This window comes from Deferrisoma palaeochoriense, assembly GCF_054656955.1.
The window spans coordinates 1-15,178 of sequence record NZ_BAAHXI010000014.1; the positions used below are offsets into that span (position 1 = coordinate 1).

The following is a 15,178-nucleotide window of genomic DNA, read 5'->3' on the forward strand; positions in this document are numbered from 1 at the left end:
TCGGCGTGGAGCCGCGCCACCAGCACCCCGAGGGTCACGAACGAGTACGGGGTCTCCCGGGTCCCGCACCTGTCTTGGCGCACGTGGTAGCCCACCACCGGGCCGAGCCCCCACCGGTTCTCCTCGGCAACCCCTCGGCCCGCCGCCCGGGCCGCGATGCGCCGGGGTTCCAGGACGACGCAGATCCCCTCGCCCAGGAGCCCGGCGGCGAGGAGCGCCGGGGGGATCCGGGTGGTCTTCCCGGAGCCGGGGGGCGCCACGACCACGGCCGCCCCGTCCCGCCCCAGCGCGGCGCAGATGCCTGGCAGGTGCGGGTCGATGGGCAGGGGCGGTTTGCCCGGCGGGGGGCTTGCGGTAGGATCGGGAACCTCGGTCATCCCTCTTCCGGCGGAGGTCAGGCGATGCAGGTTGTCCTAAAGTACGGCACCACGGGGATCCCGGTCGAGATCGAGCCCACCCCCGGCTTCCTCGGGGTCATCGAGCCCTCGGAGCCGCCGGCCGTGGCGGACCCGATGGGCGCGGTCGCCCGGAGCCTCGCCGAACCCATCGCGAGCCGGCCCCTGGCCGAGATCGCCCGGGGCAGGGGGAGTGCCTGCGTGGTCATCAGCGACAGCACCCGCCCGGTCCCGAACCCCGTGCTCCTCCCCCCGATCCTCGAGACCCTGGAGTCCGCCGGGGTGCCCCGGGAGGGGATCACGATCCTCGTGGCCACCGGGATGCACCGGCCTAGCACCCCCGAGGAGCGCGAGCGGCTCGTGGGCCGGGAGATCCTTTCGCGCTACCCGGTGGTGGACCACCGAAGCCGCGACGCGGCCGAACTCCGCCGGGTGGGCACCCTCGAGGGCGGGGTGCCGGTGCTCCTCAACCGCCGGTACCTGGACGCCGAACTCAAGGTGCTCACCGGGTTCATCGAGCCCCACATGTGGGCCGGCTACTCGGGGGGGCGAAAGTCGCTCCTGCCCGGGATCTCGGGGCTCGAGACCCTCCAGTACATGCATGGCCCGGAGATGGTGGCCCACCCCGGCACGGTGTACGGGAAGCTCGACGGCAACCCGTTCCACGAGGCCGGGCTCCGGGTGCTGGAGATGGCCGGCGCGGACTTCATCGTGAACGTGACCCTGGACACCCGAAAGCGCGTGACCGGGGTATTCTCGGGCCACCCGGTGGAGGCCCACCTGGAGGGGTGCCGGTTCCTGGCCGGGCACTGCGTGCGGGAGCTCGACGCGCCCCTCGACTTCATCGTGACCACGAACGCCGGGGCGCCGCTGGACTGCAACCTCTACCAGACCGTGAAGGGGATCACCGGGGCGGCCCCCGCCGTGAAGCCCGGGGGCGACATCCTGATTGCGAGCCAGTGCCTGGAGGGGGCCGGGAGCCCCGAGTACCGGAAGATCCTGGAGATGGTGGACACCCCCCGGGCGTTCCTGAACCGCATCCTGCAAAAGGAGTTCTTCATCCCGGACCAGTGGTGTGCCCAGGAGACCTACCAGGTGCTCGTGGAGCGCAACGTCTGGGTCTACACCGAGGGGTTCACGCCCGAGGAGCTGGAGCGGTTCCACTTCCGGCCGGTGGCCGACCTGGCCCAGGGCATCCGCGATCTCCTCGCCCGCCACGGCCCGGGCGCCCGCTGGGCCGTGGTGCCCGACGGGCCCATGGTGATCCTCAAGGTGAGGGGCCCTGGCCGCTAGGAAGCTGGAAGGCGAGAAAGCTGGAAGGCCTGAACCCGTGTCTCTTTCGTTGCGTCGCGTGACCCGTGTGTGGGCGGTGTCCCCGTGGGACCGCCGCCGGGTCGCGGGCACCCGACGCGACTGGAGAGGCGGGTCCCCCCTGCCTCGACGGATAGGGCTCAGCCGCCTCGCGGCCGGGTCTTCCGGGTACGGCCGCGGCGGGGGGGCGCGCCTCGGGTCCGGCAGGCGAGCCCGGTTTCCAGGGCCAGGATCTCCCGGAAGGGGTGCTGGAGTTGCCGGGTCTGGATGGTGACCACGGTGTCGGTGATGGTGCCGTAGCGGGTGGGGTCGCCGGTGGAGGCCACGTGGTGGGAGATCACGTCCTGGAGCTCGGTCTCGGTGCCGAGCCGGATGTGGGCCTCGTCCATGGCGATCATGTCGGCGATGGCGGGCTTCTCCCGGGTCTGGATGAAATGCTGGGCGCCTAGGGTGGCCCCCCGGAGGGCGTGGCCGCCGTCCCATCCGAGGGCGGTGAGCCCGATGAAGATGCCGGTGAACACGTCTCCGGCCCCCAGGGTCGAGACCAGGTTGGTCACGTAGTCGTCCCCGCACACGATCCGGCGGTCGGCAAACCGGATCTCGATGCCCTCGGGCAGTTCGGCCTTGCGCCAGAACCGGATCGCCCGGTCCCGGGGCAGCCGCTCGGTGTACCGGGCCCCCTGGCTCCCGCCGGTCACGACCACCTTGCCGCCCTCGTAGCTCTCGTCGAACCGGCCCCGGTTCATCCGGTGGGCGATATGGCTCGCCGTGGCGTCGATGCCCTGCTTGTGGACCAGGTTGTCCACCTCGGTCAACTCCTCCCGGTTGCAGATCAGGTACTGCACGAAGGGCAGGACCGCCGTGTACAGGAAGTCCTTGCGGTACTCGTAGAACCGCTCCTTTTCGGTGGCGTAGTACTTCTGCTCGATCATCCGGTCCACGCACCGCAGCCACGTGAGCGTGGGGCACAGATACGTGCGCACCCCGCTCGCGAACGCGGTCTGCAGGAGCCGGGCCACGAGCCGCACCTCCTCGGGGTTCGTCATGGAGTTGATGACGAGGTGGGTCTCCACGAACTCGGGGTCGCGCCGGAGCCGGTACTCGATGTCGAAGTACACGTCGTTCAGTTGTTCCCGGGGGATCACCTCCTCGTTGGTGCGGGCGGTGAGGATGATCCGGTCCCGGGCCTTGCCCCCGTCCTCCACCAGGGTCAGCACGTAGGAGATGCGGGGCAGCAAGCCCTCCACGTGGAGTTCTTCCTCCGAGCCGGTGGAGACCCCCATGCGGTCGTAGAGTTCCCGCACCATCGGGTACCGGGGATCCCGGGTGTCGAAGAAGAACCGGTGTTCCAGGGCGATGCCCTTCGCCGGGTCCCCGAGTTCGGGGGAGCCGTAGAGAATGTGGAGCTCCTCGAGGATGTTCTTGTTGTTCCCCCCGAGGTTCACGGGCACGGGGACCGGCACCCGGACGACGGAGAGGTCGTCGGCCGAGCGGATCCGGTCGGGAAACGCGGCCCGAAGTTCCTCGAGCACGGTCTCCGGTGGGCCGCACAGGGTGAACTCGTACTGCTGGGCGTGTTTGCCGCCGAACTCCAAGCTGAAGAAAGGATTGCCGTGGACGTCTTGGAGCCCGCGGTTGGCCAGGGGGTTGAGCCACTGGGGCTGCGTGCCGTGGTCGGCCTCGAAGGCGAACACGGTGCCGGCCGGCAGGAGGATCCGGGGGCCCACCACCACGGCCCGGCCCGCCGTGGCTCGGACCACCTCGGCCATGTCCACCCGGAGCATGTAGTCGAACACCGGGATCCCGCCGAGGAGGATGAACCGCTTGGTGGGTTTCGGCGCTTTGGGCATGATTTTCCTCCGGGAAACCCTGGGTAATAGCTTTGCTAGGTTACCGGGACCCGCCGGGGAGGAAAAGGGCGGGAATTGACCGAGGGGGAAACGCCGGATAGAGTGGGCGCGCCGCCCCCCGAAACGAGGAAGGTCATGGAGAACCAAAGCCCGTCCGCCAACGGATTCCTCCGGTTTTTCGGCCTGGAGACCGGCGAGAAGGCCCGGGAGACGCTCCTGTGGGCGCTGCCCTACCTCCTGCTCATGGCGGCGGCCCTGGTGGGGCTGTCGCTCCTGGTGCAGTGGCTGTGGCCCGTCGCCGGGTGGGTGCACGCCGTGGCCATCGGGTTGGCGCTCGTGTACCTGTTTGCGTTTCTGGCCCGCATGCGCCAGATGGCCCTGGAGGCGCGGGCCGAGCCGGTGGACGAGGACCGCCCCGAACCATGAAAACGGCCGGACCCGTCGGGGCCCGGCCGTTCTGGTGTCGGATGGAGGCGCCACCCGGATTCGAACCGGGGATGGAGGTTTTGCAGACCTCTGCCTTACCGCTTGGCGATGGCGCCCCTGCAAGGTCCGTAAACCTACCCGGCGGGCCGGCCTCGTGTCAACCCCGGGGGGGGCCGAGGGAGCCTGTGATCCTCCGCTACGCCAACCTCGCCGTAACCTCCGACGTGAACGGGCCGGGGAACCGCCTGACCCTGTGGGTGCAGGGGTGCCGCCGGGGGTGCCCGGGCTGCTTCAACCCGGATCTCCAAGACCCCCTCGGCGGGGGCGCGGACACGGCCGAGGGGGTCGCCGAACGGGCCCTGGCCCTGGGGCCCTGGGAGGGGGTGAGCCTGTCCGGGGGGGAACCGTTCGACCAGGCGGGGCCGGTGGCCGCGTTCGTGCGGGCGCTGGGGGAGCGCCGGGGCCGGGCGCTCGACGTGATCGCCTTCACCGGATACCGCCTGGAGGACCTACGGGCGGGAACCCGGGACCAGCGGGAACTCCTTTCGCTCGTGGACCTCCTGATCGACGGTCCCTACCGGGCGGACCTGCCGCCGGCCCCGCCCCTGCGGGGTTCCGCGAACCAGCGATGTCTTCCCCTGACCCGGCGGGGCGCCGGGCTGCTCCAACGCGCCACATCGTCCCGCGCCGAGGTCGCCGTGACCATTGGCCCCACGGGCGAGATCTTCCTGAGCGGATTCCCCTCCCCCCAGCTCCTTCGTGCGCTGCGGTCCCGGCTGCGGGCGGGCTGACCGGGGCCACCGCCGGCGCCTTGCCCTCCTCCCGTCTCCCGGACCGCGGACCGGCGGCCTCCACCGTGTAACGCTCCTTTACACCGGCGGGATCTCCTTTACACTCTCCGATCTCGCTTGCGCGATGAAATCAAACGCGGTATCCCTGGAACGGCGGGCGGGGCGGCCGGAGCCGAACCGCCCGTTTTCGCGGGACCAAACGGCACGGATCGTGCAACTTGCCCGGTCCGGAAACCCAGTCGCGCGTCGGGGCGCGGGAAGGAGGTCGCGATGAGAGGAAAACGGTGGATCGCAGGGGCGCTGGGGGTGGTGGCGGGGGTCGGCCTCGTGGCGGCGGGGGCGTGGGCCAAGCCGATCAAGCTCGGGGCCCCGCTCTCCACGGCCTATCTCTACGGGTGGGACGCCGAACGGGGGATCCGGCTCGCGGTGGAGGAGATCAACGCCACCGGCGGGGTCAAGGTGGGGGGCGAGATGCGGCCCTTCGAGGTGGAGGTGGTGGACACCCGGGACCTAGAGCCGGGCGTGCCGGTGGACGACGCCATCAAGGCCGTGGAGAAGCTCATCCTCCAGCACAAGGTGGATTTCCTCGTGGGCGGCCCGGTCCGCTCGGAGGCGGCGCTGGCGGTGCTCGACCTTCTGAGCCAGTACAAGAAGGTCTCCATCGTCTCCACCGGGGTGCTCTCGCCCGCCTACCACAAGACCATCGCCAAGAACTACGACAAGTACAAGTACGCGTTCCGGATTTCCAACGAGATCGTCAACATCATCGTCAACGAGATCATGGCGGTGTTCAAGAAAATGCGGGCCGACTTCGGCCTGGACCGGGTGTACATCATGGTCCAAGACGTGGCCCACGCCCGGAAATCGGGGGAGGTCGTGGAGAAGTTCCTAAAGAAGGAGGGGTTTACGGTGCTGGGCCACGACGTGTACCCCACCGGGAACACGGACTTCGCCCCCGGGCTCCTGAAGGCTCGGAAGGAAAACACCCAGATCCTGTTCATCTTCATGGACATGCCCGAGACCGCCATTCTCCTCAAACAGTGGAAGAACTTCCGCATGAAGGCCCTTCCGTTCGGGTTCATGTCGGCGGCGGAGCAGCCGGGGTTCTGGGAGGCCTCGAACGGCGACTGCGAGTACACCGTGGTGGATGTGATCAACGGGGGGAACGCCCCGGCAGAAATCACCCCCTGGACCATGAAGTTCGTCAACGCCTACAAGAAGCGCTGGGGCCTGGAGCCCGAGGGCTACGGCACGAGCTCGAGCTATATGGCCGTGTACGCCCTCAAGGACGCGATCGAGCGGGCCGGAACGCTCGACCCCGATGCCGTGGTGAAGGCCCTGGAGACGATCGACCTCATGGGCGTGTACGGCCGGATCCGGTTCGATCCCAAAAGCCACCAGGTCATCCCTTCCACCGATCCGAACGAGGGGGCGGTCACGGGGTTTTTCCAGTGGCAGGCCGGTAAGCGGGTGGTGTTCTGGCCCGAGGCCGGGGCCATGGGCGAGCTCAAGCTGCCGCCCTGGGTGAAGGAGTAGCCGGCCGAACCGCCGGGGGCGGCACCCCCGCCCCCGGCGGTTCCGGCTGATGGATACCACGGAGGGCACGGAGGGCACGGAGGGGGAAGGGCACGGTGCGGGAAGGGCGCTCGCGGGCCTACCGCCGAAGGTGCTCCGGGCCCTCCACGCAAGTTCGGTCCACGGTCCACGGTCGGCGGCCTCCGGTCCCGTGGCCCGGGCCGCCGCCGGCCGCGCCGGTTTTGCTCTCCGTCCGGGTCGCCGTCGGCCGCCAAGCCGCCTGGCCGCCAAGCCGCCAAGCCGAAAAGGGCGCCTTTCATGGACATCGTCGTCTACGGATTCGTGCAGAGCGTGGTGCTTCTCCTGATGGCCTTCGGGTTCAGCCTGGTCTACGGGGTGAGCCGGTTGCCGAACTTCGCTCACGGGGCGCTCTACGTCATGACCGGGTTCGTGGCCTGGGCGTTCTCGAACCGCCTGGGGCTCCCCTACCCCCTGGCCGTGGCGGGGGCCCTCGGGGTGGCCGCCCTCGCGGGGACGCTCCTCTACCAGTTGGTGCTCAAGCGGATCCGGGGCATGGAGATGTCGGAGGTGATCGCCTCCTACGCCATCGGGCTCGCGATCCTCGAGGGGCTCCGGTGGTGGGGGTTCCGGGGCGGCACCCACGCCCTTCCGGTCATCTCCGACGGGGTGGTGTTTCCCTTCGACGTGCCCCTGGACCACCAGCGGGTGCTCGTGGTGGCCGTGGGGGCGGGGCTGCTGGTGGGCCTTTGGGCCTACACCCGGTTCTCCCGCACCGGCCTGGCGCTGCGGGCCATCGCCCAGGACGAGCGGGCCGCCATGATGCTCGGGATCGACTCCGACCGCACCGGGACGCTCGCCGTGGCCCTGGGGTCGGCCCTGGCCGGGCTCGCGGCGGTGGTGATCTTCCCCCTGGGGAACATCGTGGTGGAGGAGGGCTACAAGGTGCTCGTGTACGCCCTGGCCGTGTGCGTGGTGGGCGGGCTTGGAAGCTGGATCGGCACGGTGCTGTCCTCGTTCCTCCTCGGGTTCTCCCAGTACGTGACCGTGGCCTACGGAAAGCCCCACTACCAGATGGTGGTGATGCTGCTGGCGATCGTCGTGACCCTCGTGATCCGGCCCTCGGGTCTCTTCGGCCGGCAGAAATCCCTGGAGGAGCGGGTGTGAGCGCGCAACCCCAACGCCGGAAGGAACGGATCGACCGGGGTATCAAGGCCCGGGCCGAGACGATCTACGCCCTGAGTTCGTGGGAGGAGCTTGCCTACCTCCTGGGCCCCCGGCTCGTGTTCATCGTGGGATTCCTGGCGCTGCCCGTGCTGCTCGCGCCCTGGCCCTACTGGCACCGGGTGGCGCTTTCGGTGTGCGTGTTGGGGCTCCTGTCAGTGGCCTTCGATTTCCTGGCCAACCAGGTGGGGCTCGTGTGCCTGGGCGGAGCGTTCTTCTTCGGGGTGGGGGGCTACGCGGCCGCGCTCCTGAACACCGAGTGGGGCCTGCCGCCGGCCCTGGCGATCGGGTTGGCCACGGTGATCGGGGCGGCGTTTTGCGCCGTGCTGATCTGGCCGTGTCTGCCGCTCCGGGGCATCTACTTCGCCATTGTGACCCTGATGTACCCGCTCCTCATGACCCGGATCATCGAGGCGGCCGACATCCTGGGCGGCACCGAGGGGTTCCGGGGGCTCACGGGGTTTTCGTCGGCCTGGACCGAGTCGTACGGCCTGATCCTGGGGCTGCTGGTCGGGGTGTTCGGGCTTCGCCGGTATCTCGCCGAGGACGCCGGGCTCGTGATCCGGGCGGTGAAGGAGAACGACCAGTCGGTGCGGGCCTCGGGCATCAGCGTCACCGCGGTGCGGTTCAAGGCGGTGTTCCTGGCGGCGCTTCTCGGGTGTTTCGCCGGCGCCTACTACGTCCACATGTACCGGAACGTGGGCATCTCGGCCTTTGCCCTCGACCTGTCCATCATGCCCATCGCGGCCACCGTGATCGGGGGCGGGGGCACCCTGGTGGGGCCGGTGCTGGGGAGCCTCCTGCTGGTGCCGCTCTCGGAGTTGCTACGCGACTTCGGGTCGCTCCGGATCGTGGTGTATTCGCTCGTGCTCGCCGGGTTCGTGGTGTTCCGGAGCGAGGGGATCCTGGTGTTCGCCCGGCGAAAATACGAGCAGTTCGAAAGGTGGGTGGAGGTATGAGCGCCGGGCCGATCCTGGAACTCCGGAACGTGTCCATGCACTTCGGCGGGGTCCGGGCCGTGGACGACGTGAGCTTCTCGGTGGCCCCCGGCGAGGTGGTGGGCATCATTGGGCCCAACGGGTCGGGGAAAACGACGCTCATCAACTGCATCACGGGGTTCCTGAAGCCGACTCGGGGGAAGGTGTTCTTCCGGGACCGCGACATCACGGGCCTCGCGCCCCACCGGGTGGCCCAGCTCGGGGTCACCCGGACGTTCCAGATCATGCGGCCCTACCACTCCCTGCCGGCCTACAAGAACCTGGTCGTGCCCCTGTGCTCCCCCCGGGCCCGCCGGACCGGGGGCTGGCGAGGGGGCGGCCGCCACGGCGACCGCGACACCGTGGCCCTCGACATCCTCGAGGAGCTCGGGTTCGAGCGGGACTCCCGGGTGCCCTACCAGCCCGCCGGAACGCTTCCCACGGGGTACCTGAAGCGCCTGGAGCTCGGCCGGTGCCTCGCCCTGAACCCCGACGTGATCATCTGCGACGAGGTGTTCTCGGGGCTCTCCGCGAGCGAGATCGCAAGCCTCGTGCCCCTGATCCACAAGCTCAACGAGCAGGGGCTGACGATCCTCATGATCGAGCACCGGCTCAAGGAGCTCTTCCAGGTGGCCCGGCGGGTCGTGGCCCTCTCCTACGGCGAGAAGATCGCCGAGGGAACCCCCGAGGAGGTCACGGCCCACCCCAAGGTGCGGGAGGCCTACCTGGGATCGGAGGAGACGGGATGTTAGAGGTCCGGGAGCTCCTGGTGTTCTACGAGAACATGCTCGCCCTGAACAACCTGAGCCTCCGGTGCGACAAGGGCCGGATCGTGGGGGTGTTCGGGGCAAACAGCGCCGGAAAGAGCACCCTCATGTACGCCGTGAGCGGGGTGCTCCTGGACATCGCCTACAAGGAGAAGGTGCGGGGCGGGGAGCGGGTCAGCCAGTTCGGGGAGATCCTCTACGAGGGCGAGCCCATCGGCCACCTCAAGGCCCACGAGCGGGCCCGCCGCGGCATCGTTCTCTGCCCGGAGCGCCGCCGGCTCTTTCCCGAGTGCACCGTGCTCGAGAACCTGAAGATCGGGGGCTACCTGGCCACCCGGGCCCAGGCCCGGGAGACCCTGGAGTTCGTGCTGGAGCTCTTCCCCCGGCTCCGGGACCTGCGGCGCCGCCAGGCGGGGTTTCTGAGCGGGGGCGAGCAGCAGATGGTGGCGATCGGCCGGGCGCTCATGGCCCAGCCCCGGCTCCTGCTCCTCGACGAGCCGCTTCTGGGCCTGGCCCCGGCCATCCAGCACGACGTGATGCGGTCGGTGCCCCAGATCCGGGACGAGCGGGGGGTCACCGTGCTCGTGGCCGAGCAGTACGCCCGGCCGGTGCTGCCCTATGTCGACTACGCCTACATCGTGGAGAACGGCTCCACCGTGCTCGAGGGCACCCGGCAGGAGCTCATGGACAACCCCGACGTGCGCGCGGCCTACTTCGGGGGCATGGGATGAAGGCGCCGATGGAACGCAAGTACACGCTGGAGGGGCTCCGGATCCCCGAGGACGGGGGCCGCGAGTACACCTATAGCCGGTTTTTCGCCATGGCCGAACGGCACCCGGACCGGCCGGCCTTGGTGTACCTGGGCCAGCGCTACTCGTACCGGTGGCTCCGGGAGGCCGTGGACCGGTTCGCCACGGCCCTGGCCGCCCTGGGGGTGGGCCCCCAGGACCGGGTCATGCTGTACCTGGCCAACTGCCCCCAGTGGGTCATCGCCAACTTCGCGGTGAACCGGATCGGGGCGGTGGTGGTGCCCGTGTCGCCCATTTACACGGCCCACGAACTCCAGTACCTGGTGGAGGACGCGGGCGTCGAGACCGTGGTGTGCCAGGACACGAACTTCGGCTACGTGCAGGAGGTGTTCGAGCGCACGGGACTCCGGCGCATCGTGGTGACCACGCTCACGGAACTCCTGCCCCGATGGAAAACGGCCGTGGGCCACCTCCTGGACCGGATTCCCCGGGGCAAGGTGGCCCGGGGCGAGCACGTGGTGTGGTTCGGCGACCTCCTCAAGGCCCACCGGCCGGACCCGCCCGGGGTGGAGGTGGATCCCTGGCGGGACCTGGCCTACATCATGTACACGGGCGGCACCACCGGGTTCCCCAAGGGCGTGCCGGGCAATCACGCCACCGAGGTGGGCTACATCCGCGACGTGATGGAAGAGGTCCTCGCCCCGGGGATCGAGGAGGGGACCGACCGGATCATCATGGTGAACCCCCTCTACCATATCATGGCCAAGGGGTTCCTGATCGCGGCGGGCCTCAACTTCGGCAACACCGCCGTGCTCATGCCGGTGCCCCACGTGGACGCGATCCTCCGGGAGATCGAGCGCCACCGGGTGCGGTGGTTCCTGGGGGTGCCGGCCCTGTACCGGATGATCCTGGAGCACGACCGGGTCGACCAGTACCGGCTCGACACGCTGCGGTACTGCTTCTGCGGGGGCGACGTGCTCCCCCGGGAGGTGTTCAACCGGTGGCGGGAGCGCACCGGCGTGGCGATCCGGCAGGTGTACGGCGCCACCGAGGTGGGCCACGTGGCCTACGGACGCCTCGACGAGGAGCCCGAGCCCGACGTGATCGGCCGGCCCCTGCGGTCCTACCGGTGCAGGGTGGTGGACCCCGAGACCCTGGAGCCCGTGCCCCGGGGGGAGGTGGGGGAGCTCCTGGTGACCGCGGACTTCACGATCAAGAGCTACTGGAACAAGCCCGTGGAGACCGAGCGGGCCTACGTGGAGCTCGACGGCGAGGTGTTCTACCGCATGGGCGACTACGTGAGCGAGTCGGCCGACGGCCACCTGCGGTTCATGGAGCGCACGGCCGACATCATCAAATACAAGGGCTACCGGGTGAGCGCTTCCGAGGTGGAGGCGGTGCTCCAGGACCACCCCACCGTGGTGGGGGCCTGCGTGGTGGGGGTGGAGGACCCCGCGGTGGGCGAGCGGATCAAGGCCATCGTCGTCCTCAAACACGACGCCCGCGGCGTGAGCGGCACCGAGCTTCGCAAATGGTGCAAGGAACGGCTGGCCCCCTACAAGGTGCCCCACTACATCGAGTTTCGCGACATGCTGCCCAAGAGCAAGGTGGGCAAGCTCCTGCGGCGCGAGGTCCGGGAAGAGGAGCGCCGCAAGGCGAAGGGGGGTTAGTTTGGGCCTTCGGACCGCTAGAAGGCTGGAACGCTGGGATGCTGGGAGGCTTGGTGAAAGCACCAGGCCGAAATCCCCGCCGAAGTTGAGGTGACCGAAGACCGTGGATCGGAGACGGACCAAACGGGCATCGCGATGGTCTTGAGCCTTCCGGGTTCCCAGCCTTCCGGCTTCCCGGCGGCTCGGCGCTGGGGGCTCGTCCTGGCGTCGGGGGTGGTGGCGGCGGTGCTGTTGGTCTGGGTGCTCCGCACCGCCGACCGGATCCGGGACGAGGCCCGGGACCGGTTCTTCGAGCAGTACAACCACCAGCAACTCCTCCTGGCCCAACAGGCCGCGCGCACCATCGAGGGCACCTTCGCCACCTTCCGCCGGCACCTTTCGCTGGTGGCGAGCCTGTTCGAGGAGGGCGAGGTCTCCCGGGACACGGCCGCCCGGTTCGCCAACAGCCTGCGGCGCACCTACGACACCCTGTCGGATCTCCCCATCATCGACCTCGTGGTGTTCGATCGGGACGGCACGGTGGTGGCCATCGTGCCCGAGGACACCTACACCCTGGGCCGCAACTACGCCTGGCGGGGGTACTACCAGTGGGCGCGTGACCGGGGTGGGCCGGGGCGGATGTACGTGACCCCGTTCATGACCATGCAGGGCGGCCAGCACCGGGGGGACAAGGCCCTCATCGTGGCCGAGGGGATCTACGGCCCGGCCGGGGCGTTCAAGGGGGTGGTTACCTTCACCGTGAACTTCGACCGGTTGGCCCGGGACCAGGTGCTTTCCGTGCGGATCGGGCGTGAGGGGTACGCCTGGCTCGTGGACGCCGACGAGCGAAGCGTCCTGGTCGACCCGGCGGGCAAGATCGGGGGCCAGAGCTTCGAGCAGGCGTTCCAGGATCGGTGGCCCGTGCTCTACGCCCTGCTCGACCGGGCGGCCCGGGAGAGGGAGCCGGGGGTGGGGTGGTACGAGTTCGAGGACCCGTCCGACCCGGCCCAGACCGTGCGCAAGCTCGTGGGGTACACCCCGGTGCGGGTCGAGCAGCGGGTTTGGATCCTGGGCGTGTGTACCCCGGTGCGGGAGGTGGAGGCCGTGATGGCCTCGTTTCTCCGGGAACAGGGGCGGTTTACGGCGGCCACCATCGGCGCGATCCTCCTGGGCAGCCTCCTGCTGGCCTCCGCCTTGGCGGCCTGGAACCGGGCCCTGAGCCGCCGGGTCGAGGCCCGCACCCGGGACCTGAACCGGGCCCGCCGGGAGCTGGAGGCGGCGGTGGACGAGATCGTGGCCGCGAAACGCCTGGCCGCGGCCGGCAACCTGGCCCTCGGGGTGGTCCACGAGATCCGAAACCCCCTTTCGTCCATCCGGATGAACATCCAGATGCTCCGGGAGACCGTGGGGCCCGGGGGCGACGCGGACGAGAACTTCGCCATCATCGAGGAGGAGATCCAACGCCTGAACGGGCTGCTGCAGGGGATCCTGTCGTTCGCCCGCCCCCAGGAACTGCGGCCCGTGCCGGTGGATCTGGACCGCCTGGTGCGCTCGGTGGTGTCGCTGTGCGAGGAGCGGCTGCGTCAGTCCGGCGCCGAAGCCAAGGTGGTGGCCGAGGCGAATCTGCCGCCCGTGCGGTGCGACCCGGACCAGGTGCGCCAGGTGGTGTGGAACCTGGTCCTCAACGCCGTCGAGGCCATGGAGTCCGGGGGCGCGGTGCGAACGGTCCGGATCGAGGTGGGCCGGGACGGCCCGTGGGGCACGGTCCGGGTCTCCGACACCGGGCCCGGCATCGCGCCCGAGGTGCTCGAGAACCTCTTCGACCCGTTTGTGACCACGAAGGCGGGGGGAGGGGGGTTGGGCCTGGCCGTGAGCCAGCGGATCGTTTTGCGGCACGGGGGCAAAATCCTGGCGGAAACCCAGGGAAGCGGCGCGGCCTTCACGGTGTTCCTGCCCATCGCCGGGCCGCGGGGAGGGGAGGCGGGGTGAAAACGATTCTCGTCGTGGACGACGACCGGTCCATCCGGCGGAGCCTCCAGCTCCACCTGAAGCGCCGGGGGTTCCGGGTGCTCCTGGCCGGAGCCGCCCGGGAGGGGCTCGACCTGGCGGGCCGGGAGTCGCCGGACCTGGTGCTCCTGGATCTGCGGCTTCCGGGGGAGGACGGGTTCTGGTTCCTCGACCGGTTCCGGGACCAGCGGCCCGACACCCCGGTGGTGGTGATCACGGCCTACGACGACATGACCACCGCGGTGGAGGCCATGCGGCGGGGCGCCATGGACCACCTGGGCAAGCCCCTCGATCTCGGGCACCTCGACGCCGTGATCGGCAAGGCCCTCGATCTCGCCGCCCTGGCCCGGCGGGGCTACGCCTTCGCCGAGGCCCCCCCGCCGGCCTACGACCCCCACGTGATCGTGGGCCGGAGCCGGGCCATGAAGGAGGTGTACAAGGCCATCGGGGCCGTGGCCGACTCCCCGGCCACCGTGCTCATCCAGGGGGAGAGCGGCACCGGAAAGGAACTCGTGGCCCGGGCCATCCACTACAACGGCCGGTTCCGCACGGGGCCGTTCGTGGCCGTGGCCTGCTCGGCCCTGGCCCCCGGGGTTCTGGAAAGCGAACTCTTCGGCCACGAGCGCGGCGCCTTCACCGGCGCGGTCCAGGCCAAACCGGGGAAGTTCGAGTTGGCCGAGGGGGGCACCCTGTTCCTCGACGAGGTCTCCGAGATCCCCCTGGACGTGCAGGTGAAGCTCCTGCGGTTCCTCCAAGAGCGGGAGTTCGAGCGGGTAGGCGGAGTGGAAACCCGGCGGGCCCGGGTGCGGGTGGTGGCCGCCACCAACCGGGACCTGGCCGACCTGGTGGCCCGGGGCGCGTTCCGCCACGACCTCTATTACCGGCTCCGGGTGGTGACCATCGACCTGCCGCCCCTGAGGGAGCGGCCCGAGGACATTCCGCTCCTCGTCTCGTTCTTCCTCGAGAAGATCCGCCAGGAGCTCGGGTGCGCCGTGGAGGTGGTGCCCGAGGAGGCCATGGAGATGCTCCTCGCCCACCCCTGGCCCGGAAACGTGCGCGAACTCGAAAACGCCCTGCGCCGGGCCGCCGTGCTCTCCCCCGGCCGGGTGCTCCTGCCCGAAACCCTGCGGCTCGACGACGCCCGAAGCCGCGGACGCCTGCCGCTGTTCGTGCGCCCCCTGAAGGAGATCGAGCGCGAGCACATCGAGAACGTGCTCGCCTACACCGGCTACGAGAAAAAGCGCACCGCCGAGCTCCTGGGCATCTCCCGCCCCACCCTCGACCGGAAGATCCGCGACTACGGCATCGAGGTCCCGGGCCGGGGGGGTGCAAGATAGGGTGTTTTTCTGAAACGCATATCCGTGCAGGATAGGTGCGTGAATCGAAATTCCATGATGCGGTAAGGGATTTCCTGCAGCATATCAGGCAGGTGTCGCGAAATATCGGGGAATGAACCTTCTTGAAGATGAGTGGGAAGCAGCGCATTTCTTGCGTATAGC

At 69.6% G+C, this 15,178-nt stretch carries 13 protein-coding genes and 1 tRNA gene; 11 read left to right on the top strand and 3 right to left on the bottom strand.

What is annotated here, in order from left to right:
• The coding region (locus ACYQ8L_RS05690; RefSeq protein ID WP_459940811.1) for a DEAD/DEAH box helicase family protein at positions 1–377 on the bottom strand (377 nt) is incomplete at its 3' end.
• 24 nt (positions 378–401) lie between these two features.
• Here ACYQ8L_RS05690 and ACYQ8L_RS05695 point away from each other — a divergent pair.
• Entirely contained in the window at positions 402–1,688 is a 1,287-nt protein-coding gene (locus tag ACYQ8L_RS05695; RefSeq protein WP_459940812.1) for a nickel-dependent lactate racemase family protein, read from the top strand.
• Between the two features lie 158 nt (positions 1,689–1,846).
• On the opposite strand, the gene ACYQ8L_RS05700 is transcribed toward ACYQ8L_RS05695, so the two are convergent.
• A complete protein-coding gene (locus tag ACYQ8L_RS05700) occupies positions 1,847–3,556 on the bottom strand; it encodes a carbohydrate kinase family protein (protein ID WP_459940813.1) in 1,710 nt (569 codons plus the stop codon).
• A gap of 135 nt (positions 3,557–3,691) precedes the next feature.
• On the opposite strand from ACYQ8L_RS05700, the gene ACYQ8L_RS05705 reads away from it, so the two are divergent.
• A complete protein-coding gene (locus ACYQ8L_RS05705; protein ID WP_459940814.1) occupies positions 3,692–3,982 on the top strand; it encodes a hypothetical protein in 291 nt (96 codons plus the stop codon).
• A gap of 42 nt (positions 3,983–4,024) precedes the next feature.
• On the opposite strand, the gene ACYQ8L_RS05710 is transcribed toward ACYQ8L_RS05705, so the two are convergent.
• Positions 4,025–4,098, bottom strand: a tRNA-Cys gene (locus ACYQ8L_RS05710).
• 69 nt (positions 4,099–4,167) lie between these two features.
• Between ACYQ8L_RS05710 and ACYQ8L_RS05715 the strand changes: the two genes are divergently transcribed.
• The 9 genes from ACYQ8L_RS05715 (at position 4,168) to ACYQ8L_RS05755 (ending at position 15,016) form a co-directional block, all read left to right on the top strand.
• Positions 4,168–4,773 (top strand): 4Fe-4S single cluster domain-containing protein, encoded by a 606-nt coding sequence (locus tag ACYQ8L_RS05715; protein WP_459940815.1) that lies wholly within the window; start codon positions 4,168–4,170, stop codon positions 4,771–4,773.
• 270 nt (positions 4,774–5,043) lie between these two features.
• A complete protein-coding gene (locus tag ACYQ8L_RS05720; protein WP_459940816.1) occupies positions 5,044–6,309 on the top strand; it encodes an ABC transporter substrate-binding protein in 1,266 nt (421 codons plus the stop codon).
• Positions 6,310–6,606: 297 nt separating this feature from the next.
• Positions 6,607–7,473: a branched-chain amino acid ABC transporter permease gene (locus ACYQ8L_RS05725; protein WP_459940817.1), complete on the top strand. Its 867-nt coding sequence runs from the start codon at positions 6,607–6,609 to the stop codon at positions 7,471–7,473.
• Complete coding sequence (locus ACYQ8L_RS05730) at positions 7,470–8,489, top strand: branched-chain amino acid ABC transporter permease (RefSeq protein WP_459940818.1); 1,020 nt, start codon at positions 7,470–7,472, stop codon at positions 8,487–8,489. The genes ACYQ8L_RS05725 and ACYQ8L_RS05730 overlap by 4 nt, the downstream gene beginning before the upstream one ends.
• A complete protein-coding gene (locus ACYQ8L_RS05735) occupies positions 8,486–9,259 on the top strand; it encodes an ABC transporter ATP-binding protein (protein WP_459940819.1) in 774 nt (257 codons plus the stop codon). Before ACYQ8L_RS05730 ends, ACYQ8L_RS05735 begins: the two co-directional genes overlap by 4 nt.
• A complete protein-coding gene (locus ACYQ8L_RS05740; protein ID WP_459940820.1) occupies positions 9,253–10,005 on the top strand; it encodes an ABC transporter ATP-binding protein in 753 nt (250 codons plus the stop codon). Before ACYQ8L_RS05735 ends, ACYQ8L_RS05740 begins: the two co-directional genes overlap by 7 nt.
• Positions 10,006–10,013: 8 nt before the next feature.
• Positions 10,014–11,693 carry a class I adenylate-forming enzyme family protein gene (locus tag ACYQ8L_RS05745; protein ID WP_459940821.1) on the top strand — a complete coding sequence of 560 codons (1,680 nt, stop codon included), beginning with the start codon at positions 10,014–10,016 and terminating at the stop codon, positions 11,691–11,693.
• A 90-nt stretch (positions 11,694–11,783) separates the two neighbouring features.
• Complete coding sequence (locus ACYQ8L_RS05750) at positions 11,784–13,661, top strand: sensor histidine kinase (protein WP_459940822.1); 1,878 nt, start codon at positions 11,784–11,786, stop codon at positions 13,659–13,661.
• Entirely contained in the window at positions 13,658–15,016 is a 1,359-nt protein-coding gene (locus tag ACYQ8L_RS05755) for a sigma-54-dependent transcriptional regulator (protein ID WP_459940823.1), read from the top strand. The genes ACYQ8L_RS05750 and ACYQ8L_RS05755 overlap by 4 nt, the downstream gene beginning before the upstream one ends.
• The last annotated feature ends 162 nt before the right edge of the window (positions 15,017–15,178 follow it).